Origin of the sequence: Ureibacillus suwonensis (assembly GCF_042655065.1) — a bacterium.
GTDB classification, from domain to species: Bacteria; Bacillota; Bacilli; order Bacillales_A; family Planococcaceae; genus Ureibacillus; species Ureibacillus suwonensis.
The window spans coordinates 12,887-39,344 of sequence record NZ_JBHSNQ010000037.1; the positions used below are offsets into that span (position 1 = coordinate 12,887).

Here is a 26,458-nt window from a genome sequence, read left to right on the forward strand (position 1 = left end):
TTTTTATATTAAATTGTTTAAATCCCTTTTCGGATTGCTTGGCGCGCCAGCATATCAGCCGCTTTATTTTGTTGTTCCGGAATCCATTTGATAAAAAACAGCTCAAATTCTTCGATCAGTTTCAATGCGGTTTCCAAATACGGTTTGAACAGTTCGTTTTTCACATATTGCTTTTCAACGGAACTTACCACAATTTTCGAGTCGGAACGGATCGAGACGAAAGACGTTCCCAGTTTTTTCGCTTCTTCCAATCCGCGAATCAAGGCGATAAATTCCGCAATATGGTTGTTTGAATCGCCTATAAACTCTCCGATTTGAATGGAATGTCCTTCCCCTCTGATAAACAAACCGATTCCGCTCGGACCGGGATTTCCGCTGCTGGCACCATCGATGTAGACTTCTAACATATTTCCCCCATATTTTTTACATAAAATTATTTTCTAATCTTATTATAGCGCAAATATAGAAAATCAGTGAAAGGGAACGATTATGGATTTCAATTTTTTGGCCATCGATAATTATTTTTTGATCAAGTGAGATTTTTTCAACGTCAATTCCGTTTTATTAAGTGAAGAGGAAAAGGAGGAATAACATGGATGAGGACGTTCGTTATGTACGCCAAATCTTGGCAGGGAATAAGAGGGCATATATCCACATCATTGACCGATATAAAAATCCTCTCTATGCCACGATTTTACGGATGACAAAAAATCCGCAAACGGCGGAAGATCTTTTGCAGGAAATATTTTTTAAAGTATATGAACGATTGCCCAAATTTGATCAAAAAGGTTCCTTTAAAAGTTGGCTGTATCGCATTGCCATCAATCACTGTATCGATCAGCTCCGAAAAAAACAACCACAGACGGAACAAATTGAAGAGGCGGTCCTACATAGCAACGAAACACCGGAAGTAGTTTTATTGCAAACCGAGAAAAGCAGGGAATTGGAGAAAATGGTTTCAATATTGCCGGATGATGAACGGACCATTCTGCTTTTGCGTTACGCCAACGAACTCAGTTACGCCGAAATCAGCGAAACATTGGGCATCTCCCTGATAGATGTCCGCAATAAGTTATACCGCGCAAAGAAAAAGTTGCGGAAAAATGTTCAAGAAGGAGGGTATTCGTATGGTGTGTCCGAAAGAGGATAAACTGCTCGATTACGTTGAAGGGATTCTTGATGAGGATGAAAAAGCAATTCTGGAACGGCACCTTCATTCTTGTCCGTATTGCCAACAACAACTGGAATTTCTGAATAAAGAAAATGAACTGTTGGCACAAACGTTAAAGTTTCCAACGCTGCCCGAAGATTTCGCAGAAAAAATCGTGGACCAGTTGGAACCGTATAAATCGAAAAAGAAACGTCGTTTACCATGGATACTTGGTACGGCGGCAAGCGCACTCATTGCAGGGGGAATTTTGCTGTCAGTGAATCCAGGGTTTGCCAAACTTGTAGGGGGAATCTTTACGAGCGACAGTGTGGATGAAGGGTTGCGGATGGCTGCTGATACCGATATTGCCACACCGGTTAATCAATCTGTAACCGATGCAGGGATTACATTGGAAGTGGAAGATTTAATCGCGGATACTACAAGAATCGCCCTTTCATATCGTGTGACAAACGATCAAGGGAAAACGTTGAATCCATTTATCGACTTTGGACCTGAATCCATAAAATTATTGGATGAAGAGAATAAAGAAATCGAAGACATTTCGATCAGCTGGGCGCTTCATGATGATGATTACGGGATATTCGAACTTTCATTAGCAGATATTGAACATTTTGCTAAGGGAATGATCCGGTTAGATGTCGATCATCTTGCAGGGAAAGATGGACATTGGCAAATCGATATTCCGGTCGATTTATCATCCGCATACGGACATCAAAAAGTGGTTGAACTGAATGAATCGATTGAAATTGAAGATGTAAGAATAAATTTCAATCAAGTGAAATATGCGACATCATCCACAGAAATTGATTATACATTGGAATACACGGAAGATGCTAAAAAACGATTACAGCAACAATTGATGGCAAAAGAAAAACAATTCGGCAAAGAAATCATCGATCCGTTTTTCCCGTATTTCCCAATGATCGGTTTCCGCATTGAAAATAGCGGAGGGGAAGTGCTCGGATATGAAAACATTTATGCGGATGAGAACCGGGGACACCCTGTTTCGGAAAATGTGATTGGCGGCAGAGGCTTTTGGGATGGAAATCCCCGTGATTTAGTATCGGTCAATAACATCGATTCGTTTGTGCCGAAAAAGAATGCCGATGACGAGTTATTTATTGTGGTAGACACACTTTATCGCCCGACCGTTTCTGATTTTTCCATCACTTTCAAACCGGAGGAATTGCCGAAAACTTTCGATTATAATGGATATGAATTAACGATTGATTCCATTAAAGAAAAAACGGAAATTTCATTGGAAAAATCTTGGCTGCCAGTCCAAAGACATAAGACGGTTGAAATCAAAATGTCCGGTTTTGCCATACAAAAAGCGCCGGAATTGCGATTATGGGCGATTGTGGATAAAAGTGGAAAAGTATATGCCGTGAATAACACCGGCAATTCCGTATTCGATGAAAGAGATCAGCATGGCCGCTTCAAATGTGCAATTGAACTTTCAACTGAGGAGATGGAAGAGATTCCAGATGAATTGACGCTTCACCTCATCGCTGAAAGGGAAGTGATTCCGCTTCAAACGGAATGGCGGGTTCCATTATCTAAATAAGCTCTTCTTTGCAGAAGTTCCAGTGGTCATCCATTTGGGACTTCTGTTTTATTATTCCCCTTTTTATTTCGGGTATTGAATCGGCATTTTGTGAAATACTTTGCGTGGATTGTTTTATTGCGCAATAATTCATATTTATAATGAAGAAATGATGAAAAGTGCTTTGACAAATAAAAAATCCCGATAGTAAAATATAGAAACTAATAAAAGGGGGAACGGGTTTTGTGAACAAGAGTGCAGTGATTAAAGATATAGATGAATTGATTGATACCTTTTGTATAGATTGTCCCATCAAAAAAGAATTGCGGCAGACCCGGGGAAAAGCGGGAGCCCACCGCTTTTGTATAGAACAATGCAGTGTGGGGGAGCAATTAAAATTTTTGGGAAACGAGTTATTGAAAATGCAAGAGAAAGATTAAAATAGAACTTTAGTACCCTTTCTGTTTGATTTTTTGATAAAATAATGATACCATTATCAATGTAATATTAATACTCGCGGATATGATACAGTGGATTTCTACTAAAGCATATTGCGTGGGCATTAATTTACACGGTTGGTTACCATAGCTGAGCAGCTTCCGAACAGGGGCTGCTTTTTAATTATCATTGATTCTTTTGGTGAAATTGTTTTTTAAAATAGAAAATTTTCGATTTTAATAATGAAAATTGATATAAAGTTCAGTAAACTTAAGCTATAACGACAGATAAAATGATAGGTGATAGCTGTGAAGACATTGAATGGAAAAAAAGTGCTCATTACAAGCGGAGGAACCCTCGAAAAATGGGATCGGGTCCGCGGACATACCAATCTTTCAAAAGGAACGATGGGCTGCTTTTTGGCTGAAACGGCATATTCCATGGGAGCGGATGTGATCTATTTGCACGGCTATTTCACAAAGCTTCCTGAACATAAAGAATCCATGCGTTTAGTATGTTTTGAAGGTATTGAAGATTTGGGGGAAAAAATGAAAGAAATTCTCCAAAAGGAAAAAATCGATATCGTGATTATGGCAGCAGCAGGTTCTGATTGGATTGTGGACAAGGTTTATGATCAAAGCGGGAATTTATTGACGGAAAAAGGAAAAATGCCTTCCGATGAACCTCCGATCATCCATTTTAAAAAAGCGCCTAAAATTTTAGGGAAAATTAAAGGCTGGGATCCGGAAGTGCTCTTGGTCGGTTTTAAACTGGAAGCAACGGAGGATGTCGGCTATTTGATACAACGGGCAAAACTGCGGATGAAAGAATCCCAAGCGGACTTCATGGTGGCAAATAGTTCCCAATCCTTATACGGCGATGTCCAGCATTATATCGTCCCTTCCGATGGGGACCTCATTGAAGTTCAAGGAAAAGAACAAACGGCAAGAAAATTAATGGAAATTTTGGCTGAAAAAGTATAAAATTTAATGATATTGGAAGACTAGTCCCACTAGTCTTTTATTTTATCCAACAATAAATCATTTAAATATGTTTAATAGGGATTGGAGGATGGGTGGCATGTCACTTCAAAGTGTCAAAGAACATTTGAAAAAGTTTAACCGTGAACAAGATATATTGGAATATGATCAAATCAGTGCAACGGTGGACCAGGCTGCGGCCGCATTGAACGTTATTCCTGCAAGGATTGCCAAAACGTTGTCATTCAAAGATAAGGAAGGCAATGCTTTTCTCGTCGTGGCAGCAGGCGATGCAAAAATTGATAATAAAAAATTCAAATCCACATTTGGCGTAAAAGCGAAAATGTTGAGCGCGGAAGAAGTGGAACATTTCACTGGGCATGTAATCGGGGGAGTTTGTCCTTTTGGGTTGGCCCATGATTTGGATGTCTATTTGGATGTTTCGTTAAAGCGTTTTTCAACGGTGTTCCCTGCGTGCGGCAGCATCAATTCGGCGATTGAATTAACATGTGATGAGTTGTTTGAATATTCATACGCCAAAGATTGGGTGGATGTCGGAAAAGATTGGGATGCATCATTGACCGATATTGGCGAAATTGCGGCAACATCTGAAGTTTAATGGGGGATGAATATGTATTGGCTTGATCATATTGTTCATTTTGTTAAAGAGCCAAAATCCATGGCGGAAAAAACGAGAGAGCTTGGCCTTCATACGGTGGAAGGCGGAAAGCATGAAATGTGGGGAACGTATAATGCCCTCTGTTATTTCGGGTTATCCTACATCGAATTTATTGGCGTCTTTGATAAAGAACTGTTGGAACAATCTGCGAAAATTCCTTTCACTCTGCATGCGTCATACAAAAAACGGAACGAACAGGTTGGACTTACGCGGATTGCTTTAAGAACAAATTCCATCGAAGAAGACGCGGTAAAATTGCGGGAAAGAGGATATGAAGTAATTGGGCCGGATTCTTTTTCAAGGGTTCGGCCGGATGGAAGCGTACTGACTTGGAAATTATTGCATTTCGGAAAAAAAGATTCACCTTTTGAATTTCCCTTTCTCATCCAGTGGGATGGTTCCGACGAGGAACGTTACAATGATTTAGCAAAGAATGGAACTATTCAAAAACATCCGATCGGTGAAGTATCAATCAAGGAAATCTCTTTTACGGTCACTGATTTAAAGTGGGCGGAAGAGTGGGCCGATTTATTTCAGCATGAAATCGTGGAAAGCACGCCGGCATACATAAAACTGAAAGCGCCAAATTGCCATTTCAGCTTCAATTTGGGCCGGAAAAATGAAATTGCCGAAGTGACAATCGGCGGTGCAAAAGAAGAAAAGCAAGTGGTATTGGAGAAAGGAAAATATTTATTTGTTCGTTAAATCAATTAAAGGAAAATGCCTCCTAGATGAAGAAATATCTTCTTATAGGAGGTATTTTTTATGATAACCAATATTTTTGCTTCAATTCTTGTTTTGATCGTACTAGGTTTTTTCACTTTTGCCGGTGTTTTTATGGCATTGTTGATAGGAAACTTTGAGTGGATCCCATTCATGATCATATCAGCCCTTATTCTTTATTTGCTCTTTTTGGCCTTTTTGTTCCGCTTTTTCAAAACAAAGAAAAGGGTTCTGTGGTTTATCGGGATTTCTTTTGTTGCCCTTGCGGCCGGTTCTGTATGGCCGATTTACGAAAAATATATAGACAGCATTCCAACCGTTTCATCAGAAGTGGATATATTTGAATATATGCCTTTCGAGGAAGATTCGAAAGTGGTCTCTTTGGATGAGGAAGCATCCCTTCAGTTGACGGAACCGTTGCCGGTCATGGATGGAGCAACGGCATTGTATCCTTTGTATTCCGCCATAGCCCAAGCGACGTATCCAAAGAAAACTTACGATCCTTATAACAGTGAAGTGATGGTTAATACGACGCCGGAAGCTTATGAAAATCTGATCAACGGAAAAGTGGATTTGATTTTTGTCAATGAACCATCCAAAAATCAACTGCAACGGGCGAAAGCAAAAGGTGTCGAATTGCAATTGACCCCTATTGGAAAAGAAGCTTTTGTCTTTTTCGTAAATCAAAAAAATGAAGTGGATGGGCTGACACTGCAAGAGATAAAAGATATCTATTCAGGAAAAATTACCAACTGGAAAGAAGTTGGAGGAAAAAATGAGCCGATTCGTGCTTACCAACGGCCGGAAGACAGCGGATCCCAAACGGCGTTACAGTCGCTAATGGGGGATACGCCGATCATGGACCCGCCAAGGGAAAATGTCGCCAGCGGAATGGGAGAAATCATCAATGAGGTCGCCCAATACCGAAATTTTGAAAACGCCATCGGTTATACGTTTCGATATTATTCACAAGAAATGGTGGGGAATAAGGAAATCAAGTTATTGTCCGTTGACGGAGTGCCACCGACAAAAGAAACGATCCGCAGCGGAGAGTATCCGATTACCGGAGAATTTTATATTGTTACCGCGGGAACGGATAATCCAAATGTGCAAAAATTGATTGATTGGGTTTTATCTCCTCAAGGTCAAAAATTGATTGAAAAAGTGGGATATGTACCGATTCAGGAGGATTGAATGACGTGATAGCGGATTGGGAGAAGAAAAACTCTCTCTGGTCCGCTTTTTTGAAGCCTTGAGGAAAATGGGATGCAGGCCATCTCCATTCGGATCAATAGGCATTGGAATCCTTTATTCGGTTTTGATCGTTTGATGCGATCGAAACCGGATAAAGGATTTTTTTAAAAAATTTTGATAAAAAATAGATTAACCTATTGTCAAAAAATTTATACAATATATTAGTGTATATTAATATAATATAGATAAAGTTATGTTCATGCAGCAATCTGAGATATAAAGGTGAGATCTATGGCAAATATGGAAAAAGATAATTTGGGTTTGGCAAAAACGTTTATTCAGCAATTCTCTACCGCTTTAGATTTACAAAAAATTACGGATATGGATGCATTTTATAAAATTTTGGCTCCTCTTCTATATGCCATGAATCAATGGGCTGATATGACCATTATCAGCCGGGATGGCACAATCCTTTATGCAAATGAAGAATATTGTAAGCGCTTAAAATATGATCAAAATGAAATTATTGGGCTAAATGTCCGAACTTTTCATGCCGGATTTGAATCAAAGCACCTTTTCGACGAGATATGGGAAACGGTGAAATCCGGCCGCACCTGGAGGGGTGAAATGCAGCATAAAACAAAGGATGACAGCATCTTTTGGACTTCCACTATTATTGTGCCTTTTAAAGACGACAAAGGGAAACTGAAGTATATGATTGGATTCCATACGGATATTACTGAAATAAAGCAGCTTGAATCAAAAGGGAAATCGAATTTTATTCGAACATTGCAAAATCTCCAATATGGTTTTTTCAAAGTGCGAAAAGAGCAGGATGGTTCAATGAAATATACCATGTCAGAAGGAAGATTAATGGTTGAATTGGGGGGAAATACAGAGCGGATATTAATGAAAACACCTTTTGAAGTATTTGAACCAGACATTGCTGAACTGAAGCATACAATGTACATAAAAGCCTTTGAAGGGGAGAAAGTAAACTTTGAATTGGAGTTGAATGGCAAGCTGATTTACGTGGATTTAGATCCAATTATACATAACGGTGCGGTTATGGAAGTGTTTGGCACAATTTATGATTTTTCGGAATTTCGTGATGTACAGAAGCAGCTGAAAGTGAATGAAGAACGCTATCAATCTTTAATCCATTATAGCCATGAATATATTACGACCATCAATAAAGACGGGATTATCGTCGATATGAACCCGAAAACGATGGAGTTGATCGGCGTAAAGGAAGATATGTTCGGAAAATTGGGGTTGATTGAAGCCACCGTAGAAGAAGATCGGCCGATAATTGCGGAGTATTTTAACAAAGCGATCCGGGGAGAAGTGCAATTTTTTGAACATGAAGTGAAAAATAACGGACAACGGAGATTTTTAAATGTCACTTTGGTGCCAATCGTGGTGGATAATGAAATCGAAGGAGTCTATTCAATCGGCAAAGATATTACAGAACAAAAGCTTGTGCAAGAACAGAACGCCTATTTGGCCCATCATGATGAATTAACCGGGTTATATAATCGCCGTTGGATGGGAAAACAAATTCAGGAAACTTTGAAACTGGCGAAAGAAAACAATCAAAAGTTTGCAATTTTATCGTTGGATTTGGACCGCTTTAAATTTATCAATGATACGTTGGGGCATTTTGTGGGCGATGAACTGCTGCAGCAAATTGCGGAAAGGTTCCAACAGAATCTTCATAAAGACATATTTTTTGTAGCCCGGATGGGTGGGGACGAATTTATGATACTCTGTCCGAATATAGAATCGGAAGAGGAAGTGACTGAAACTGCCCAAAATATTTTGGACAGTTTAAAGCAGCCTTTTTATGTGCAGGGGTTTGAATTATTCGTAACCGCAAGTATCGGAATCGTTTTTCCATCCAATGATACGGATGTGACGAAGTTGATGAAAAGTGTGGATATTGCACTTTACAAGGCAAAAGAACTTGGCCGGAATATGTATCAAGTCTTTGATCGTTCGATGAACAAGGCTCATTATAAATCATTTATATTGGAGAGGGATTTAAGAAAAGCCATTATGAATGATGAGTTGGTGGCTTATTTCCAACCGAGGGTGGATGCAAAAAACAGGAAGATTGTCGGAGCGGAATCATTGATTCGCTGGAATCATCCGAAATACGGTTTATTACCGCCGGGTCAATTTATTCCGATTGCGGAAGAAACGGGCTTGATCGATTCCATTGGCGATTGGATGATGAAAAGGGTATGTGAACAGTTAGCATCCTGGAGAAACGAGGGATTTTCGCTCATTCCCATCAGTGTAAACATCACGTCCAAACGTTTTATTCAACAAGACTTCGCCGAAAGCATCCGAGAGTTATTAAACCGATTTGAATTGGAAGGAAAGTGGCTGGAAATCGAAATAACTGAAAACTCCATCATGCGCAACGAGGCAGTTGTACAAAAAACATTAAAGGAATTAAAAGAAATGNTAAAATCGATGGTGTAAAAATTGATCAAACCTTTATCCGCAATATATCCAACCATCCGGAAAATGCAAGTATCACATCAGCGATGATCAAAGTGGCACACCAGTTAAACTTGGAAGTGATTGCGGAAGGGGTGGAAACGGAAGAGGAATTAAATTTCCTGTTAAATGAAAATTGCCGCTATATACAAGGATATTATTTCGGCAGACCATGTCCGATTGAAGAATTCGAAAACATCTATTTGCAAAAGAAAATAAACATGATTTGAAAAACAAATTTTCATCCCGAATAATCATTGGGCTGTCTCAAATGGCAGCCCTATTTTTTGGAAGTTTACAAATACATATTGAATATTGCCAATTGAGGAAATTTGATATACTTATGGGGCATTTTTCTGGAATAATAGTATAATGGTGCTTGGATGTTTCAAAACAGATCAGCATCATAAAACATACGCTGGTGCAAATAATAATGTTCGTAGTAAAAAGGAATCATAAAGAATCACTGATGATGTCCGACAATAACCAAAAGAAAATTCGCATTATTATCATCGATCAGAAAGAGGAATTAGTATGACAATCACGAAACCTTTAACCGACTTAGAAATTGCTTACAACGCAGAAATAAAACCGATAACGGAAATTGCAAAAAGCGCAAATATTCCTGAAGATGCCCTTGAGCAATATGGACGCTATAAAGGAAAAATCGATCCGAATAAAATCCCAGGGGAGCCGAATGGAAAAGTGGTGCTGGTTACAGCAACCAATCCGACGCCGGCCGGAGAAGGGAAAACGACCGTTACGATAGGGCTAGCCGATGCTTTAAAACAATTAAATCAAAAAGTTGTGGTAGCCCTTCGCGAACCATCATTAGGTCCCGTTTTCGGATTGAAAGGCGGGGCAACCGGCGGCGGTTATGCCCAAGTGCTCCCGATGGAACAAATCAATCTGCATTTCAATGGAGACTTCCATGCGATTACAACGGCCAATAATCTGATTGCAGCCATCATTGATAACCATATCCACCAAGGCAATCAATTGAACATTGACCCAAGACGGATCATTTGGAAACGGGTTTTGGACATGAATGACCGTGCCCTTAGAAAAGTGGTGGTTGGGCTTGGAGGGCCGGCCCAAGGTGTGCCAAGGGAAGATGGCTTTGATATTACCGTCGCCTCCGAGATTATGGCAGTGTTTTGTTTGGCAACAAGCCTTGAAGATTTAAAAGAACGTTTATCCAATATTTTGATCGGATACACCTATGACCGAAAGCCCGTTTATGTGAAAGATTTGGGCATTGAAGGGGCATTGACCCTCATTTTGAAAGAAGCATTCAATCCAAATATCGTGCAAACGATCGAAGGGACACCTGCCCTTGTTCATGGCGGCCCTTTTGCAAACATCGCCCACGGCTGCAATTCCCTCATTGCAACACAAACGGCACGCAAACTTGCGGATATCGTGGTCACGGAAGCCGGTTTTGGGGCGGATTTGGGTGCCGAAAAATTCATGGACATCAAAGCGAGAATAGGCAATTTCCATCCTGATGCGGTAGTCATTGTGACAACCATCCGCGCATTAAAAATGCATGGCGGGGTGGAAAAGGCGGAGTTAACAAAGGGAAATGTTTCCGCTCTATTGCAAGGAATTTCAAACCTGGAACGTCATGTGGAAACGGTGAGAAATTTCGGCATTGAACCGATTGTAGCTGTAAACCGCTTTATCACAGATACGGAGGAAGAAATTCAGGCACTTTTGGAATGGGCAAAAAGAAATCATGTCCGGATGGCAAGAACGAATGTATGGGAAGAAGGCGGAAAAGGTGGAATCGACCTTGCCAAACAGGTGCTTGAGGTGTTGGATGAACCAAAACAATATGCTCCGTTATACGATTTATCCGATTCCGTGGAACAAAAGATTGCAACGATTGTTCAAAAAGTATACGGCGGTACGGGTGTCGTATTTACCGATCAAGCGAAAAAGCAGTTGAAAGTGATTGAGGAAAATGGTTGGGATCACCTGCCAATCTGCATGGCAAAAACCCAATATTCACTAACGGACAACCCAAAATTGCTTGGCCGTCCAAAAGAATTTGCGATTACTGTGAGAGAAATCATCCCGAAATTGGGGGCAGGGTTCTTAGTTTGTTTGACAGGTGAGATTATGACCATGCCAGGTTTGCCAAAAACACCTGCAGCACTAAATATGGACGTTGATGAAAAAGGAAATGCCATCGGGCTGTTTTAATATGGGAAAGCGAATTGAGAGAACACCTTGTTCTCCAATTCGCTTTATTTAATTCGGGCAACTCCTGAAATTAAATTGTTGAAGAAAAAAATGTCCCATCCGCGGCATCAGTGTAAATGATTCGATTGAAAAATTGCCATTTCGTTACAAAATATTGAACATTTTGTGAACTGTCATAATTGGTATAGCCTAAATGGATGAAAAGTGACATACTATAAAAGATTATTTCACCACTTGAATGAAAGAAATACTATTAGTAATGTGTAACCGATTACACATTTTTTCGGAGTAAGAATATGTAACCGATTACATATTTCATTAGCCCAAATGTGTAACCGGTACCACAATTTGCGGCGGGTGATTAGATGGCAACAATCCATGATGTAGCAAGAAGGGCCAATGTTTCTGTTGCAACTGTTTCCAGATACATCAACCAAAATGGGTATGTCGGAAAAAAATCAAAAGAAGCGATCGAGCGGGCAATCAAAGAGTTGAATTTCGTCCCAAATAATGTGGCGCGGACACTTTCAACCAAAAAATCAAATTTGATTGGATTAATCATTCCGGATATCAAAAACCCATTCTTCCCGGAACTTGCCCGCGCGGTTGAAGATACCGCTTACCGATTCGGCTATACCGTCATATTATGCAATTCGGATGAAGACCCTTTAAAAGAAAAACATTATTTGAAAGTGCTGACACAAGAATATGTGGCAGGCATCATCATCACTTCCACCGATGAAGGAATCAGCAGGGAAACGGATATTCCGATTGTTGCATTGGACCGTGCCCCAAAAACGGATATTCCATCTGTAACGACAAACAATAAGCTTGGGGCCGAATTGGCGGGCCGTTTTATGCTGGAGTGCGGAGCATCTGAACTGCTCATTTTAAAAGGGCCGAATCAATTGACTTCATCCGAAGAAAGGCTGGAAGGTTTTTTAAAAGCCGTTGAGGGAAAAAATATAAAAATACATGTTGTCGATAGTCCTTATGAATTGCATGATGCAGAAAACATAACATATGAATTTTTGCAGAAACATCCTAGCGTCGATGGAATTTTTGGGAGCAGTGATGTTTCGGCGATCGGTGCGCTGAAAGCCTGCGAAAAATTGGGGAAAAAAGTGCCGGATGAATTGCAAATCATTGGTTTTGACGGCATACAGCTTGGAAATTATACTACGCCGAGTTTAACAACGGTGGCACAAAAAATTTACCAATTGGGGGAAACAGCAACAGAATTGCTGATCAATGAAATTGAAGGAAAAAGCTTGGAGGAAAAAAATATTTTGATTAATCCGGAATTGGTTGTGCGTGAAACGACCCGAAAGGAGTTCAAACAATGATAACTGTAGTCGGAAGCATCAATATGGATTTAGCTGTCGAAACGGATATTTTCCCAAGACAAGGTGAAACGGTGCAAGGGAAACGGTTTTCAACAATTCCAGGCGGCAAAGGGGCAAACCAGGCCGTTGCGGCAGCAAGACTGGGCAGCCGGGTACGCATGATTGGAGCAGTTGGAAATGACAGTTTCGGGAAAGAACTTTACGACAATCTGAAAAATGAAAAAGTCGATGTGTCCGGAGTGGTAACAACAACGAATTCAACCGGAATTGCCAATATCTTGTTACATAATCGCGATAATCGCATCATCGTCATACCTGGGGCGAATTATGATTTAAGCAAAGAAATCATTGATGAACATATTCATCACATTCTGGAAAGTCAACTGGTGATGATGCAATTGGAAATTCCGGTAGAAACGATTGAACATGTGTTGACAATTTGTCAGGAAAAGCACATCCCCGTTTTGTTGAATCCGGCGCCAGCGAAAAACTTCAGGAAAGAATGGATGGATCAAATCACTTATTTGACACCCAATGAAACAGAATGTGAATTCATCTTTGGTGCCGATTGGGAAACGGTATTAAAAGAGCATCCGAATAAAATCATTGTCACATTGGGCAGTGAAGGCGCGGCATTTTACGATGGCAAAAAAATTGTGCGAATCTCCGGATATAAAACGGATGCCGTTGATACAACGGGAGCAGGGGATACGTTCAATGGCGCTTTTGCCCATGCGATTTGCAGCGGAAATACCATCGAAGAAGCGGTACAATTTGCCAATATTGCCGCATCCCTTTCCGTGGAAAAGTTTGGGGCCCAAGGCGGCATGCCAAAGTTGGATGAAGTATTAGCACGCTTAGGAGGACATGAACGTTGAAAAAACATGGAATTTTAAATAGAGAATTGGCCGGCCGGTTTGCCAAATTGGGACATACCGACCGGATCGTCATCGCCGATTGCGGTTTGCCGATACCGGATGGCGTGCCTTGCATCGATTTATCTTATAAATTGGGGGAACCGGGTTTCCTTTCCATCTTGGAAGTAGTGCTTGATGATTTGGTGGTCGAAGGTGCGGTACTTGCGGATGAAATCCAAACGGAGAATAGAGGGCTTTCAAATGAATTAATGAAAGCACTTCCAAATATTTCTTATGTTCCCCATGAGGAATTCAAACGGTTGACAGAAAAAGCGAAATTCATCATACGCACTGGCGAAACGACGCCTTATGCCAATGTCATTTTGCAATGCGGTGTGATTTTTTAATTGATTCCTTCCAAAAGTAGGTGATGAAATGATTGAAATGACAGGCATTTCAAAAGCGTTTAACGGCAATGCCGTATTAAAAAATGTTCAGTTTAATTTAAAAGATGGCGAAATCCATGCGTTGATGGGTGAAAACGGTGCCGGCAAATCGACATTAATGAAAATTTTGGGCGGCATCCATTCAAATGATGCTGGTGAAATCAAGGTGGATGGACAACCGGTGCACTTTAAATCCCCAAAGGATGCAGAAAAACATGGAATTGTCATCATCCATCAGGAATTAAATATATTGCCTGATTTGACTGTTGCAGAAAACCTGTTTTTGGGGAAAGAAAAAACATTCGGGTTTGGGATTTTGAAAAATAAAGAAATGGATCAGGAAGCCCAGGAATTGCTTGCCAAATTGGGTTTGGATATCCATCCGAAAACGATGGCCGGAGATCTTTCCGTTGGGAAGCAACAAATCATAGAAATTGCAAAAGCGATTGCAAGCAATGCCAAGTATATCATCATGGACGAACCGACTGCCGCTTTGACGGATCGGGAAATCCGAACATTGTTTGAAACCATTCGGGAATTAAAAGCCAAAGGAATTTCCTTCGTTTATATTTCCCATCGAATGGAAGAAATTTTCTCCATCTGTGACCGGATCACGATTTTGCGGGATGGTCAATATGTAGGGGAACGGAATATACCGGAGACAAACTTTGATGAAATTGTGGCCATGATGGTTGGAAGGGAACTTGGGGAACGGTTCCCTGAACGAAAAGCGGAAATTGGCGACGTTAAGCTGGAAGTTCAAAACTTGACGGTCAAAGGTTTGTTTGAAAATGTTTCATTCAACGTCCGCAAAGGCGAAGTGGTCGGTATGGCAGGACTGATGGGCGCTGGAAGAACCGAAGTGGCTGAAACCATTTTCGGCTACAGAAGAGCCCACGGTGGCGACATTTTGATTGATGAAAAAAAAGTTTCCATTAAAACGCCGATTGATGCAATGAAACACAAAATCGGCTATGTGACCGAGGACCGAAAAACAAAAGGATTGGTTCTTGATTTTTCCATCCAGGAAAATGTGTCCCTTGCCAACCTGAAAAAAGTATCTTCTTCGGGTGTGGTGAACAAAGAGAAGGAGACTTCCCTTGTCAACCAATATATTCAACAGTTGAAAATCCGCACTTCCAGTCCAAAGCAAAGTGCGAAATCGTTAAGTGGAGGAAATCAACAGAAGGTTGTGCTTGCGAAGTGGCTTGGCACTGAGCCGGAAGTATTGATTTTGGACGAGCCGACCCGCGGCGTCGATATCGGTGCGAAAAAAGAGATTTACCAGATTATTAATGATCTGGCACAGGCTGGTGTAGCGATTTTAATGATTTCATCCGAATTGCCGGAAATCATTGGCATGGCGGACCGTGTCCTTGTCATGCATGAAGGGAAAATAACGGGCCAAGTTTCAAAAGAAGAAATGACCCAGGAAAGAATTATGCATTTTGCTACTGGAGGTGAGCAAGTTGACTAAGTCGTCAAAAGAAATGATATCGAAACTGGGACCGTTAATCGGTTTAATTCTTTTAATTATCGTCGTAAGCATCATGAATCCCAGTTTTTTAACGATTTCCAATATTTTTAACGTGTTGAGACAAGTTTCCATCAGTGCCATCATCGCCTTTGGGATGACCTTTGTCATTCTCACAGGGGGAATCGATTTATCCGTAGGTTCCACGCTTGCATTGACGGGGGCTGTTGCCGCCAGTTTATTGGCAGGCGGAACGGACCCAATCGTTTCCATGGGGGTTGCGTTAATCCTTGGACTTGTGTTGGGAGCTTTCAACGGGGTGATTATTACAAAAGGAAAAGTGGCCCCATTTATTGCGACTTTGGCAACAATGACAATTTACCGGGGATTGACGCTTGTATATACAAACGGTAAACCGATTTCCGGTTTGGGAGACCATGCATCATTTCAATTATTTGGGAAAGGCTATTTCTTAGGTGTCCCTATTCCGGTGATCACAACTATCGTTTCTTTCGCCATTCTCGCTTTCATTTTGCACAAAACGACATTTGGCCGCCGGGTCTATGCGGTTGGCGGAAATGAAGAAGCGGCAAAATTATCCGGCATTAATGCCGACAGAGTGAAAATCGCAGTGTATGCCATTTCCGGATTCCTTGCTGCGTTATCCGCATTAATTTTAACTTCCCGCTTGAATTCTGCTCAACCAACGGCGGGCGAGTCCTATGAATTGGATGCCATTGCGGCCGTTGTATTAGGCGGGACAAGCCTGAATGGCGGGAAAGGTTGGATTTTCGGCACGTTAATCGGTGCATTGATTATTGGGGTTCTCAATAATGGTATGAACTTGATTGGCGTATCTTCTTTCTGGCAACAAGTCGTAAAAGGGATCGTCATACTGCTCGCAGTACTTTTAGACCGAAAAAAAGACTAAAAAGGAGTGTTTATGATGAAAAACATGAAGCTTTTATTTTTCGTTGTGATTGCAATGCTAGTGTTATCCGCCTGTTCGATGGATTCTTCATTGGAAAAAAAGGATGATGCGGCAAAAGGAACAAAAGAAGAAGGTTCTTACAAAATTGGTTTTTCCATTTCCACATTAAATAACCCATTCTTCGTCACTCTTAGCGATGGTGCAAAAGCGGTCAGCAAAGAAAAAGGCGTGGATTTAGTGGTTGTCGATGCGCAAGATGATGCATCCAAACAGGCTTCCGACGTGGAAGACTTAATCCAGCAAGGCATTGATTTATTATTAATCAACCCTGTAGACTCTTCTGCGGTTGGATCTGCCGTGGAATCTGCCAATGCCGCAGGAATTCCGGTCATTACGGTGGACCGTTCAGCAGACAGCGGTGAAGTGGTTGCCCACATCGCCTCTGACAATGTGGAAGGCGGCAAGCTTGCAGGGGAATATTTGTTGGAATTGGTAGGTGAAGGTGCCAAAGTGGCAATGCTTGAAGGCGTTCCAGGTTCATCTGCTGCCCGTGACCGCGGAGAAGGTTTCCTTAAAGCGGTGGAAGGAAAAGTGGATCTTGTTTCAAGCCAGCCAGCCAACTTTAACCGCAGCGAAGGATTATCTGTAATGGAAAACATGCTACAAGCCCATCCTGATATTGAAGCGGTATTTGCTCAAAATGATGAAATGGCTTTAGGTGCCCTTGAAGCGATTTCAGCTGCCGGCAAAGAGATTGTTGTCATCGGCTTTGATGCGACAGATGACGCATTGAAGAAAATTGATGAAGGAAAAATGGCTGCAAGTGTTGCCCAAAAACCTGAAGAAATTGGGAAAACTGCCATTGAAACGGCCGTGAAATATTTGAACGGTGAAAAAGTGGAAGAGTTTGTACCGGTTGAACTTGAATTGGTGACTAAAAAATAAAGGATGTAAGGTAGAACATAGTGGCGCGAGCTCGTGTTCTACCTTTTTTTTCATTTATTTTTTTTCTTTTTCTCTTCCACGATGAAGTTGTCAAGGGCAAGGAAACGATTGCTGGCAAACAGAAGATAAGCGGCCATGGCCATCAAAGCGACATCCAATTCATATCCATGAAGGAAACCGGCGTCATATTTCACGGTTGCAATGGCCCCCGCCATAAGCAGCACAAAAAGAAATGCGAAAAAGCGAATGGAAAACCCGATGATGAGAAAGATTCCGCCGATCGTTTCAAGACCGGTTACGCCGTAAGCCAATAGTTCTGCATACGGCAAATTGTAGTTGGCAAATCGTTCCGCCACCGTCGGAATCCCTTCCTGCCATTTTGCCAAACCGTGCATGATGAAAGTGGCCCCCAATACAAGCCGGAGAATAAAACCTCCAATTTCACTTTGCCTCAACACAATCCCCTTTCTACTTTTTTTACTATCATATTATCGCTCGTCCACATATAACACTGTTGCCCTGAATTTTCTAATCAGCCGTATCCTGAGTATAAAGTGCTTCTCCAATAAACAGGAAAATTGCATCATAAACCAAATGAGGGTTTGTCAAATGCCGAATGGTTGGGTTTAGAATTGGAAACAAAATAAAAAAACAAAGTTTTTTTATCGGAAAACTATTGACAAATGTTTCTCAGGATTGTAAATTGTTATCAACCAAATATTCGAACCGACTTTTCCAAAAGAGGTTTAACATTTTAGCGGATTATGATGCTGAAATTGTTAAACCTCTTTTGCTTTCCATCGTCGCTTTTCAGAATGTTTGCTTGAAGCAAAACTTTTGGATGCAGATGAAGGGCATGATGGATTCATTCTAAAATTTTGGTAATAAGTTAATTATTATTTATAAACCAAGTTATCTTATAAGAATAATAATATAAAAACGGAGGGTGATTTTGATGGCAACAAAATCAAAAATTGAAATCGTGAAAAAAGCGGGCCGCATCGGGGCAGAGGTGCATGGGGTGAAGTTGACGCCGGATATTGATGGGGAGACTTTATCACAAATCAAGGAAGCTTTAAATGAGCATTTGGTGCTATTCTTCCGTGGTCAAGAACATTTGGATGATGCTACACATGAGGAGTTTGCAAAACGTTTTGGTGAATTGTTCGCCCATCCAACAGTGCCGGTGAAGGAAAACACAGCAGCAATTCTTGAGTTGGATTCCCAATATGGGGGGAAAGCCAACTCTTGACATACAGATGTGACATTCGTTCCTGAAGTGCCCCGTTATTCCATCTTGCGCGGTGTGGAAATTCCATCCGTGGGCGGAGATACGATCTGGGCGAATACCCATACGGCCTATACTGATTTGCCTGAAGAATTGCAAGAATTGGCGGAAAAATTATGGGCAATCCATTCCAATAAATTCGACTATGCTGCTTTAGCATATGTAAACCAATCAAAAGAAAAAGCAAGAGAGTATATTGAAAAGCATCGGAGTGTATTTGCGAGAATCGAATATGAAACACGCCATCCGGTGGTAATCTTGCATCCTGAAAACGGCAAGAAACATTTGTTGCTTGGTCATTTCGTCCGCCAATTCGAAGGTTATTCAACGTCACAATCAGCGGCGCTTTATGAAATCTTGCAAAGCTATGTGACTCGCCCGGAAAACACAGTTCGCTGGAATTGGCAAAAAGGGGATCTTGTCATTTGGGATAACCTGGCATCCCAGCATTATGCAGTCGCCGATTACGATGAACGCCGCATCGTCCGCCGTGTGACGGTTTCCAAAAATACTCCGAAAAATGTGAATGGGGAAGAAAGTTCATTAATTAGAAAAAAATAAGGTAATAATTCACTTTAGATGAAGAAGATTTAGCTATGGCGTTATTATTAATTGGCGGGGAAGAGCAACTGGCGGATTTGATCCTGGGTTGCCACCTGAAAAGTGCATTGACACAGTGGCAAAGTTATCATTGATCCCTATGCTTACAGGTGATAACATTCCTTTTCCCGGCATATAATCTAAGCAGGAAGAAGTTTTACACGTTTTGGGAACTGATTCATTTTTTTCGACCTTATCCTTAGTATTTCAATAAGAATAAAAAGAAAGAAGTGGTGGTATGGCTAAATTAAAAGAAGACGTGTTAAAACAAATCATTAAACAATTAAATAATATAGATTACGGCAACTTATCAATTACAGTACACAATGGCGAAATTGTCCAACTGGATGTCACTAAAAAACAGCGATTCGACCGGGCATCGGTGGAAAGAGTATTAACAAAAGTTGCCCGTTAAAAGGAAGGCTGCCCAGTGGAAATCATGATTGGGCAGCCTTTCATATTGTTTAAGTTTCATTGAATCCAAAGTGTAATTTTATATGAAAGCCTTCACTTCAATTCCATTTTTCAGCAATTCCCCTTTGATAAATCTTGCAAAATCCACGGCATGTTCACCATCACCATGAATACAAACGGTATCCGCCCGTAAAAGCACATCCACGCCTTGGCGGGATTTTACTTTTCCTTCTTTCACCATTCTGATCACTTGTTGAACGGCTTCATTTTGGTCGGTAATCATTGCATCGGGCTGTTTTCGGGATGTTAACGTGCCATCCTTTTGATAAGTACGGTCAGCAAATACTTCGTGGGCAGTCCGAAGTCCGATTTTTTCACCCGCTTTTGTTAATTCGCTCGATGCAAGGCCGAATAAGATCAAATCGGGAGAAACGTCATATACCGCTTTTGCGATGGCCTCCGCAATTTCAGGATCTTTTGCCGCCATATTATAAAGGGCGCCGTGGGGCTTCACATGCTGCATTTTTTCTCCTTCAATCGTTAAAAAAGCCTGTAATGCGCCAATTTGATAGACCACCATATCATAAGCTTCTTGATAAGTGATGGCCATTTCCCTTCTTCCGAATCCCAATAAATCCGGCAATCCCGGATGGGCCCCGATTTTCACTCCATGATCCAGAGCCACTTTCACCGTTTCCCTCATGACGGATGGATCCCCCGCATGAAAACCGCAGGCGATATTCGCTGAAGAAACATATTGTAAAATTTCTTTTTGGTTGGCGAGCGTGTATCTTCCAAAATCCTCTCCGATATCACAATTCAAATCGACCCGGTTCACATCAATAACCTCCAATTTATTATTCCAGATACTCAATGGATTTATGGAAAAATATATCATAAAAAATGTGCTTTTGATATAATTCCTTTAATATTGATACAAATTGGAGGAAAGTAGCAAACATGGCCGTACAATTTAAACCACTGGGGGAAAGTGCTGTATTGGTCTATTTCGGAAATGCCATTTCAGAAGAGATCCATTTATCAATAAAAAAATTTCTTTCCCTTCTTGAAAAGGAGCCCTTCGATGGTCTGATAGAGGTTGTACCAAGTTATACGAATGTTTGTGTTTATTATGATGTAATGGCAGTGGATCAATGGGATATTGAAGGGCGCTCCCCGTACGAAAAAGTGGTCTCCCGGCTTCAAAGGCTGTTACAAAAAGAGATTGATTTGCCAAAGGAAAAAAACAGATTGGTTGAAATCCCTGTCTGTTACGGAGGAATCTATGGCCCGGATTTAACGGAAATTGCCCGAATTCACCATTTGTCTGAAAAAGAAGTCATTGAGATACATACAAAAAACGATTATCTTGTCTACATGTTGGGCTTTGCACCCGGATTTCCTTTTTTGGGCGGGATGGATGAAAGAATCGCAACTCCCCGCAAAGAAACACCCCGATTGAAAATCCCGGCCGGTTCTGTAGGGATTGCCGGAAAGCAAACAGGGATTTACCCCCTTGAAACACCTGGAGGGTGGCAAATCATTGGCCGCACCCCATTAAAATTGTTTCTTCCGGATCAAAACCCGCCAACGTTATTGCGGGCAGGAGACCGGATCCGTTTTGTCCCCATTACTGAAAAAGAGTTTATGGAATTAGAAGGTGAAAGGTCATGACGATGACAATACTGAAACCGGGTCTTTTAACGACGATCCAAGATTCAGGAAGAAGGGGTTTTCAGCAGTATGGCGTCATTGTTGGAGGGGCAATGGATACCCTCTCTTATCGCATGGGGGAAATGCTGTTACAGCAAGCGCCTTCTGCGGCACTGGAATTCACTTTAATCGGTCCGACGGTGAAATTTAATTGTGATGCGGTGTTTTGTTTGACAGGGGCCAATTTTCATCCGCTCTTGAATGAGAAACCATGCCGGATGTGGAAGCCGGTTTTTGCCGAAAAGGGCAGCATTTTAAAGCTGGGCTCCTGCAAAGATGGAGCAAGGGGCTATTTGCACATCAAAGGTGGAATTCAAGTCAAGAAAGTATTAAATAGTTACAGCACTTATATCCGTGCCGGGATAGGAGGATTTAAAGGCCGCCCTTTGCAAAAAGGAGACGAACTTCCAATTCCGGAATCGAAGCCAGTGCAAAAAGGAAAGTGGGGGATTCTTCCGGGAGATTGGTTGATTAAGAGTCGGGATGCGGAAATTCGGGTGGTAAAAGGGACGGAATATGATCGATTTGCGGAAAAAAGCAGGAATGCCTTCATCAATTGCATCTTTACGATTTCGAAAGATGCGGATCGCATGGGTTACCGTTTAATGGGGGATAGTCCACTAATTACGAAAGAACCTATCCAATTATTATCAGAGGCAGTCACCTTTGGAACCGTCCAAGTGCCTCCAAGCGGGCAGCCCATTATCTTAATGGCGGATTGTCAGACGACGGGCGGTTATCCTAAATTGGCTCAAGTGGTTTCCGTTGATTTGCCGAAACTCGCCCAACTTCAACCCTTTTCGAAAATACGCTTTCAACTCATTTCTTTGGAAGAGGCCCAAAAGTTGTACATTCAGCAGGAAAAAGCATTAAGACGATTGGAAATCATGCTTAAACATTAAGTTTTTCCAATTCCACTTGTATTTAACAAATCTGCATGTTACAATGTTACACGACAACACAATATATAGTATATTTGTTTATCAGGTTCTACTATATATAGTAGATTAAAAGGGAAATCAGTGAAAATCTGATGCTGTCCCCGCAACTGTAATTGCTGACGAAAAGTTCAAATCCACTGTGCCAATGGCATGGGAAGGGAACTTGTAGGATGATGCATGAGCCAGGAGACCTGCCTGATAAACGGAAATTGCTCATTTCTTCGGGGGCTAAGAAATGGAAGCAAAAGGTCCATTTCTTAGCGCCTGATTGTTTCCATTTCAAAGCCTTACCCGAAAAAGGGTATGGCTTATTTTTTTGTCATTGAATTGATGGAAAGGAGAAAGGATATGAAGTTATATTCCAAAAAAGTTTGTCCAAAGTGCATGTTGATGAAATTTGAGTTAAAGAAACTGGGTTTCGAAAGACAATATGAGGAAATAAACGTTGATTCCAATGAAGAAGCGAAAGAAAGATTATTGAAAGCCGGATTCTTTACTGTCCCGGTTATGGAAATTGACGGTGAGCTGATGGATGACATGGAAGAAGCCAAAAAAATCATCGGCATGATGAAGGTATGATCGCTTATGCCTCAAGAACCGGAAATGTGCGGTTTATCGTTCATCAATTAGGATTGCCGAACATTGAAATTCAAGAAGGGCTGATATTGGACGAACCCTTTTTGTTGTGCACTTATACCGATGGAATTGGGGAAGTGCCACCAATTGTAGAAGGGTTTTTAAAAAATAATGCCCACCTTTGCAAAGGAGTGGTGGCAAGCGGGAATTCCAATTTTGGTCATTCTTATTTTTGCCGTTCTGCAGATGTGATCAGTGAAACTTATGGCATCCCGATTGTTGAAAAGATTGAATTAAGGGGATTTCAAAAAAATTATCACGCCATTATGGAGTTTTATAAAAGAACGATACAAGGGGGGATTTTCAGATGAAAACATATTTAATGCTCAATAATGAAGTGTTGAATCACTATCGGCAAACGGGCCGCATCGACTTGGAGAAAGATCGGCAGGCCACCCGTCAATTTTTCTTCGAGTATATTCATCCCCGCATGCGCCAGTTTTCGGGCATAGAAGAAAAGGTTCGTTATTTAATAGAAGAAGGTTATTATGAGGAAGCTTTCTTGAAAAAGTATTCCATGGACTTTATCCGGCAAATATTTGAAATCGCCTATGCCTACCGGTTCCGTTTCCAAACGTTTATGAGCGCTAAAAAATTTTATGACAGCTACGCAATGAAAAGCCGGGATGGAAAGGAAATTTTAGAAACTTATGAAGATCGTATGAGCATTATTGCCCTTTATCTGGCGGATGGAAATGAACAAATGGCGGAAAAGGCGATCCGTGCCATCATGGAAGCTTTTCAACCGGCGACGCCAACTGCCCTGAACAGCGGGAAAAAAGCGCGGGGTGAATTGGTTAGCTGTTTCAAATTGTCGATGGATGATTCGATGAACAGCATTGCCGAAAACATTGGATATTGTCTGGAACTCTCAAGACTTGGCGGAGGAGTGGGGGTCAATTTGACGGATTTGAGGCCTTTGGGGGATCCAATCAAAGGAATCGCCAATCGGGCAAGCGGGGTCATGCCCGTTGCCAAACTGTTGGAAAACGCTTTTGCCTACTCCAATCAATTGGGCCAACGGAATGGCTCGGGCGTTGCCTATTTGAATATCTTCCACGGGGATATTGAAGAATTTATTTCTTCCAAAAAGCCGAATGCCGATGAAAAAATCCGGTTGCAAACTTTATCAACGGGCGTCATTGTACCTGATATTTTCTTTGAGCTGATGAAAAAGGATGAAGAGATGGCCCTTTTCAGCCCTTATGACATTTATCGGGAATACGGAAAAAGAATGTCCGAAATCAGCATGACGGAAATGTATGGGGAACTGCTCAATAACCCGAATATCCGAAAGTTGAAATGGATCAATGCACGAAAATTATATACAGAAATTAAGAAAAGCCAATTCGAATCCGGTTATCCATTTGAAATTTTCGATGACAACGTCAATAAGCGTCATCCTTTAAAACAATTGGGAAGAGTGAAGATGTCCAATCTTTGCACGGAAATTTTGCAATTGCAGCGGACAAGCGTCATTCATGACAAAGATGAGCCGAATGAATACGGATTGGATGTATCTTGCAATCTTGGTTCGTTGGATATTCACCATGCGACGAAGTTTCACCGTTTTGAAGAGCTGGTTGATACGGCAATGCGGCTGCTTACGCAAGTGTCCCTCATGACCAATATCAAAAATGTGCCTTCTGTCAGAAAGGCGAATCGGTTGATGCATTCGGTCGGACTGGGCGTGATGAATTTGCACGGCCATCTCGTTTCCCAAAATATTCGGTACGGTTCAAAGGAGTCCATCGAATTCATCGATTATTTCATGGAAGCATTGAACTATTATTCATTGAAATCATCCATGCAAATGGCGAAAGAAAAGGGAGAAACTTTTTTTGGGTTTGAAGAGAGCGAATATGCAAACGGCAACTATTTTGAAAATTACATCCATAAGACGGACAAAGAACCGGTTGGAGCGGTGAAAAGAGCCTTGGGAAACGTGCCGATCATCACCCGGGATATGTGGATAAAATTGAAAGAAGATGTCATGAAATACGGGCTATTCAATGCTTATCGACTGGCGATTGCGCCAACGGGTTCCATCTCATATATCCGTTCCTGCACCGCTTCCATCGCCCCCATTACGGAAAGAGTGGAAATTCGGGATTATGCGGATAGCCGCACGATTTATCCAATGCCATTCCTGAACAACGAAAATCAGGAAACTTATGTGGAAGCTTATGACCTGGATCCGTATAAAATGATTGATTTATATGTGGCGGCACAAAAACATGTGGATCAGGGCATTTCCATGACCGTTTATGTTACGGACCAGTGGACGACGGAAAGACTCGCCAAAGTGTATATTTATGCCTGGATACGCGGCATCAAAACGGTCTATTATGTGCGCCAACGACTACAAAAATTGGAGGAATGTGTAGCATGCACCATTTAACTTATGAAGCGGTGAATTGGAATCAGCCGACCAATGGCCTTGCCAAAGTATTTTGGGATCAGCAATGGAAGCAAATGTGGTTCCCGGAAGAAATCGCCGTGTCAAAAGATATACCGCAATGGAAAACTTTTGGGCATCAGGAAACGTATAAAAAGGTTTTTGGAGGCCTCACGCTGCTTGATACCATCCAAACCAATATCGGTATGAATGAAATAGCAAGGCATGTGCCGGATTTGCAAGTGAAAGCGGTATTGACGGTGTTTGGCGCTTTTGAAGCCATCCATGCCAAATCCTATTCCTATATATTTACAACCCTTTGCAACAAAGACGAAATCGAAGAAATTTTTCAATGGGTGAAAGAAAATGGACATTTGCAGTATAAAGCGCAAAAAATTGCGGAAATTTATCAAGCCATTCAAGAACATGATCCGGTGAGTTTATGGAAAGCCATGTTTGCCTCTGTCATGCTCGAATCCTTCCTGTTCTATTCCGGATTTTTCTATCCGCTCTATCTGGGCGGACAAGGGATTTTGCGAAACAGCGCAGAGGTGATATCCCTCATATTGAGAGATGAATCGATTCATGGAGTGGCTGTCGGAATCTTTGCCCAAAATCTATTCAACCAATTTACGAAAGAACAGCAAGAATCATTAAAACAATGGGGTTATGAATTACTGCTGGAATTGTACGACAATGAATTGCAATACACAGATGAAATATACAGGGGAACCGGCCTGGAGGATGAAGTGAAGGCGTACATTCGCTATAACGGCAATAAAGCGTTGATGAATTTGGGCTTGGATACCATGTTTCCGGAGGAGGAAATCAACCCCATTGTAATGAACGGAATCCGAAATGAAGGATCCACATACGATTTCTTTTCCCAAAAAGGTTCCACGTATGCATTGGCAAAAGTGGAACCGATCACGGATGATACATTCCGTTTTGATTTTTTGGCAAATGAATAAAAGGGACGGATTGCGTATTCCATTAAACTATGTTAATAATGTAAATGATAA

24 protein-coding genes, 2 pseudogenes and 1 riboswitch are annotated in these 26,458 nt (G+C 41.4%); of the genes and pseudogenes, 23 read left to right on the forward strand and 3 right to left on the reverse strand.

Annotated elements, in window-relative coordinates; genetic code table 11:
* Nucleotides 1–17: 17 nt before the first annotated feature.
* Nucleotides 18–407 carry a ribonuclease HI family protein gene (locus ACFPOH_RS03120; RefSeq protein ID WP_342469627.1) on the reverse strand — a complete coding sequence of 130 codons (390 nt, stop codon included), beginning with the start codon at nt 405–407 and terminating at the stop codon, nt 18–20.
* Between the two features lie 185 nt (nt 408–592).
* On the opposite strand from ACFPOH_RS03120, the gene ACFPOH_RS03125 reads away from it, so the two are divergent.
* The 15 genes and pseudogenes from ACFPOH_RS03125 to rbsB all read left to right on the forward strand — a co-directional run bounded on the left by ACFPOH_RS03125 (nt 593) and on the right by rbsB (nt 17,446).
* The gene (locus ACFPOH_RS03125; RefSeq protein ID WP_342581290.1) at nt 593–1,150 is read left to right on the forward strand and encodes an RNA polymerase sigma factor; all 558 of its coding nucleotides are present in this window, start codon (nt 593–595) and stop codon (nt 1,148–1,150) included.
* Nucleotides 1,128–2,738, forward strand: a complete 1,611-nt coding sequence (locus ACFPOH_RS03130) for a DUF4179 domain-containing protein (protein WP_390308830.1) — start codon at nt 1,128–1,130, stop codon at nt 2,736–2,738. Before ACFPOH_RS03125 ends, ACFPOH_RS03130 begins: the two co-directional genes overlap by 23 nt.
* A gap of 224 nt (nt 2,739–2,962) precedes the next feature.
* Nucleotides 2,963–3,157 (forward strand): zinc-finger domain-containing protein, encoded by a 195-nt coding sequence (locus ACFPOH_RS03135; protein WP_342469618.1) that lies wholly within the window; start codon nt 2,963–2,965, stop codon nt 3,155–3,157.
* A 306-nt stretch (nt 3,158–3,463) separates the two neighbouring features.
* Nucleotides 3,464–4,138: a phosphopantothenoylcysteine decarboxylase domain-containing protein gene (locus ACFPOH_RS03140; protein ID WP_342469617.1), complete on the forward strand. Its 675-nt coding sequence runs from the start codon at nt 3,464–3,466 to the stop codon at nt 4,136–4,138.
* 97 nt (nt 4,139–4,235) lie between these two features.
* The gene (locus tag ACFPOH_RS03145) at nt 4,236–4,754 is read left to right on the forward strand and encodes a YbaK/EbsC family protein (protein WP_342469616.1); all 519 of its coding nucleotides are present in this window, start codon (nt 4,236–4,238) and stop codon (nt 4,752–4,754) included.
* Between the two features lie 12 nt (nt 4,755–4,766).
* Nucleotides 4,767–5,519: a VOC family protein gene (locus ACFPOH_RS03150; RefSeq protein WP_390308832.1), complete on the forward strand. Its 753-nt coding sequence runs from the start codon at nt 4,767–4,769 to the stop codon at nt 5,517–5,519.
* Between the two features lie 60 nt (nt 5,520–5,579).
* Entirely contained in the window at nt 5,580–6,731 is a 1,152-nt protein-coding gene (locus ACFPOH_RS03155) for a PstS family phosphate ABC transporter substrate-binding protein (RefSeq protein ID WP_342469614.1), read from the forward strand.
* A gap of 441 nt (nt 6,732–7,172) precedes the next feature.
* Nucleotides 7,173–9,469: pseudogene (locus ACFPOH_RS03160) on the forward strand (sensor domain-containing protein).
* Between the two features lie 304 nt (nt 9,470–9,773).
* Complete coding sequence (locus tag ACFPOH_RS03165) at nt 9,774–11,447, forward strand: formate--tetrahydrofolate ligase (RefSeq protein ID WP_390308833.1); 1,674 nt, start codon at nt 9,774–9,776, stop codon at nt 11,445–11,447.
* Nucleotides 11,448–11,812: 365 nt separating this feature from the next.
* Nucleotides 11,813–12,793 carry a LacI family DNA-binding transcriptional regulator gene (locus ACFPOH_RS03170; RefSeq protein WP_342581295.1) on the forward strand — a complete coding sequence of 327 codons (981 nt, stop codon included), beginning with the start codon at nt 11,813–11,815 and terminating at the stop codon, nt 12,791–12,793.
* The gene (gene rbsK / locus ACFPOH_RS03175; protein ID WP_342469610.1) at nt 12,790–13,671 is read left to right on the forward strand and encodes a ribokinase; all 882 of its coding nucleotides are present in this window, start codon (nt 12,790–12,792) and stop codon (nt 13,669–13,671) included. Before ACFPOH_RS03170 ends, rbsK begins: the two co-directional genes overlap by 4 nt.
* The gene (gene rbsD, locus ACFPOH_RS03180; protein ID WP_390308835.1) at nt 13,668–14,057 is read left to right on the forward strand and encodes a D-ribose pyranase; all 390 of its coding nucleotides are present in this window, start codon (nt 13,668–13,670) and stop codon (nt 14,055–14,057) included. Before rbsK ends, rbsD begins: the two co-directional genes overlap by 4 nt.
* A 28-nt stretch (nt 14,058–14,085) precedes the next feature.
* Entirely contained in the window at nt 14,086–15,573 is a 1,488-nt protein-coding gene (locus ACFPOH_RS03185; RefSeq protein WP_390308836.1) for a sugar ABC transporter ATP-binding protein, read from the forward strand.
* A complete protein-coding gene (rbsC, locus tag ACFPOH_RS03190; protein WP_390308837.1) occupies nt 15,566–16,501 on the forward strand; it encodes a ribose ABC transporter permease in 936 nt (311 codons plus the stop codon). Before ACFPOH_RS03185 ends, rbsC begins: the two co-directional genes overlap by 8 nt.
* A 15-nt stretch (nt 16,502–16,516) precedes the next feature.
* The gene (gene rbsB / locus ACFPOH_RS03195; protein ID WP_390308838.1) at nt 16,517–17,446 is read left to right on the forward strand and encodes a ribose ABC transporter substrate-binding protein RbsB; all 930 of its coding nucleotides are present in this window, start codon (nt 16,517–16,519) and stop codon (nt 17,444–17,446) included.
* 50 nt (nt 17,447–17,496) lie between these two features.
* On the opposite strand, the gene ACFPOH_RS03200 is transcribed toward rbsB, so the two are convergent.
* Nucleotides 17,497–17,901: a DoxX family protein gene (locus ACFPOH_RS03200; RefSeq protein WP_342469606.1), complete on the reverse strand. Its 405-nt coding sequence runs from the start codon at nt 17,899–17,901 to the stop codon at nt 17,497–17,499.
* 500 nt (nt 17,902–18,401) lie between these two features.
* Here ACFPOH_RS03200 and ACFPOH_RS03205 point away from each other — a divergent pair.
* A pseudogene (locus ACFPOH_RS03205) lies at nt 18,402–19,295 on the forward strand (TauD/TfdA dioxygenase family protein).
* 277 nt (nt 19,296–19,572) lie between these two features.
* Nucleotides 19,573–19,749, forward strand: coding sequence for a YezD family protein (locus tag ACFPOH_RS03210; protein ID WP_342469604.1), 177 nt, complete (start codon nt 19,573–19,575; stop codon nt 19,747–19,749).
* A 78-nt stretch (nt 19,750–19,827) separates the two neighbouring features.
* On the opposite strand, the gene pxpA is transcribed toward ACFPOH_RS03210, so the two are convergent.
* Nucleotides 19,828–20,586 (reverse strand): 5-oxoprolinase subunit PxpA, encoded by a 759-nt coding sequence (pxpA, locus tag ACFPOH_RS03215; RefSeq protein ID WP_342469603.1) that lies wholly within the window; start codon nt 20,584–20,586, stop codon nt 19,828–19,830.
* Nucleotides 20,587–20,708: 122 nt separating this feature from the next.
* On the opposite strand from pxpA, the gene pxpB reads away from it, so the two are divergent.
* The 6 genes from pxpB to nrdF all read left to right on the forward strand — a co-directional run bounded on the left by pxpB (nt 20,709) and on the right by nrdF (nt 26,407).
* Entirely contained in the window at nt 20,709–21,422 is a 714-nt protein-coding gene (pxpB, locus tag ACFPOH_RS03220) for a 5-oxoprolinase subunit PxpB (RefSeq protein ID WP_342469602.1), read from the forward strand.
* Nucleotides 21,419–22,363 carry a 5-oxoprolinase subunit C family protein gene (locus ACFPOH_RS03225; protein ID WP_342469601.1) on the forward strand — a complete coding sequence of 315 codons (945 nt, stop codon included), beginning with the start codon at nt 21,419–21,421 and terminating at the stop codon, nt 22,361–22,363. The genes pxpB and ACFPOH_RS03225 overlap by 4 nt, the downstream gene beginning before the upstream one ends.
* A gap of 66 nt (nt 22,364–22,429) precedes the next feature.
* Nucleotides 22,430–22,615: riboswitch (cobalamin riboswitch) on the forward strand.
* A gap of 135 nt (nt 22,616–22,750) precedes the next feature.
* Nucleotides 22,751–22,981, forward strand: a complete 231-nt coding sequence (locus ACFPOH_RS03230; RefSeq protein ID WP_342469600.1) for a glutaredoxin family protein — start codon at nt 22,751–22,753, stop codon at nt 22,979–22,981.
* Nucleotides 22,978–23,349 (forward strand): class Ib ribonucleoside-diphosphate reductase assembly flavoprotein NrdI, encoded by a 372-nt coding sequence (nrdI, locus tag ACFPOH_RS03235; protein WP_342469599.1) that lies wholly within the window; start codon nt 22,978–22,980, stop codon nt 23,347–23,349. Before ACFPOH_RS03230 ends, nrdI begins: the two co-directional genes overlap by 4 nt.
* Nucleotides 23,346–25,439 (forward strand): class 1b ribonucleoside-diphosphate reductase subunit alpha, encoded by a 2,094-nt coding sequence (nrdE, locus tag ACFPOH_RS03240; protein WP_390308839.1) that lies wholly within the window; start codon nt 23,346–23,348, stop codon nt 25,437–25,439. The genes nrdI and nrdE overlap by 4 nt, the downstream gene beginning before the upstream one ends.
* Complete coding sequence (gene nrdF, locus ACFPOH_RS03245) at nt 25,427–26,407, forward strand: class 1b ribonucleoside-diphosphate reductase subunit beta (protein ID WP_342581303.1); 981 nt, start codon at nt 25,427–25,429, stop codon at nt 26,405–26,407. Before nrdE ends, nrdF begins: the two co-directional genes overlap by 13 nt.
* Nucleotides 26,408–26,458 lie beyond the last annotated feature (51 nt).

What these genes read in the sequence shown, in the direction of transcription:
- rbsB (WP_390308838.1), top strand. Translation starts at nt 16,517, where the DNA reads ATGAAAAACATGAAGCTTTTATTTTTCGTTGTGATTGCAATGCTAGTG.
- ACFPOH_RS03155 (WP_342469614.1), top strand. Translation starts at nt 5,580, where the DNA reads ATGATAACCAATATTTTTGCTTCAATTCTTGTTTTGATCGTACTAGGT.
- ACFPOH_RS03165 (WP_390308833.1), top strand. Translation starts at nt 9,774, where the DNA reads ATGACAATCACGAAACCTTTAACCGACTTAGAAATTGCTTACAACGCA.
- ACFPOH_RS03185 (WP_390308836.1), top strand. Translation starts at nt 14,086, where the DNA reads ATGATTGAAATGACAGGCATTTCAAAAGCGTTTAACGGCAATGCCGTA.
- ACFPOH_RS03170 (WP_342581295.1), top strand. Translation starts at nt 11,813, where the DNA reads ATGGCAACAATCCATGATGTAGCAAGAAGGGCCAATGTTTCTGTTGCA.
- ACFPOH_RS03120 (WP_342469627.1), bottom strand. Translation starts at nt 407, where the DNA reads ATGTTAGAAGTCTACATCGATGGTGCCAGCAGCGGAAATCCCGGTCCG.
- ACFPOH_RS03210 (WP_342469604.1), top strand. Translation starts at nt 19,573, where the DNA reads ATGGCTAAATTAAAAGAAGACGTGTTAAAACAAATCATTAAACAATTA.
- nrdI (WP_342469599.1), top strand. Translation starts at nt 22,978, where the DNA reads ATGATCGCTTATGCCTCAAGAACCGGAAATGTGCGGTTTATCGTTCAT.
- ACFPOH_RS03230 (WP_342469600.1), top strand. Translation starts at nt 22,751, where the DNA reads ATGAAGTTATATTCCAAAAAAGTTTGTCCAAAGTGCATGTTGATGAAA.
- nrdF (WP_342581303.1), top strand. Translation starts at nt 25,427, where the DNA reads ATGCACCATTTAACTTATGAAGCGGTGAATTGGAATCAGCCGACCAAT.
- nrdE (WP_390308839.1), top strand. Translation starts at nt 23,346, where the DNA reads ATGAAAACATATTTAATGCTCAATAATGAAGTGTTGAATCACTATCGG.
- ACFPOH_RS03150 (WP_390308832.1), top strand. Translation starts at nt 4,767, where the DNA reads ATGTATTGGCTTGATCATATTGTTCATTTTGTTAAAGAGCCAAAATCC.
- ACFPOH_RS03225 (WP_342469601.1), top strand. Translation starts at nt 21,419, where the DNA reads ATGACGATGACAATACTGAAACCGGGTCTTTTAACGACGATCCAAGAT.
- rbsK (WP_342469610.1), top strand. Translation starts at nt 12,790, where the DNA reads ATGATAACTGTAGTCGGAAGCATCAATATGGATTTAGCTGTCGAAACG.
- ACFPOH_RS03130 (WP_390308830.1), top strand. Translation starts at nt 1,128, where the DNA reads ATGGTGTGTCCGAAAGAGGATAAACTGCTCGATTACGTTGAAGGGATT.
- ACFPOH_RS03145 (WP_342469616.1), top strand. Translation starts at nt 4,236, where the DNA reads ATGTCACTTCAAAGTGTCAAAGAACATTTGAAAAAGTTTAACCGTGAA.
- ACFPOH_RS03125 (WP_342581290.1), top strand. Translation starts at nt 593, where the DNA reads ATGGATGAGGACGTTCGTTATGTACGCCAAATCTTGGCAGGGAATAAG.
- pxpB (WP_342469602.1), top strand. Translation starts at nt 20,709, where the DNA reads ATGGCCGTACAATTTAAACCACTGGGGGAAAGTGCTGTATTGGTCTAT.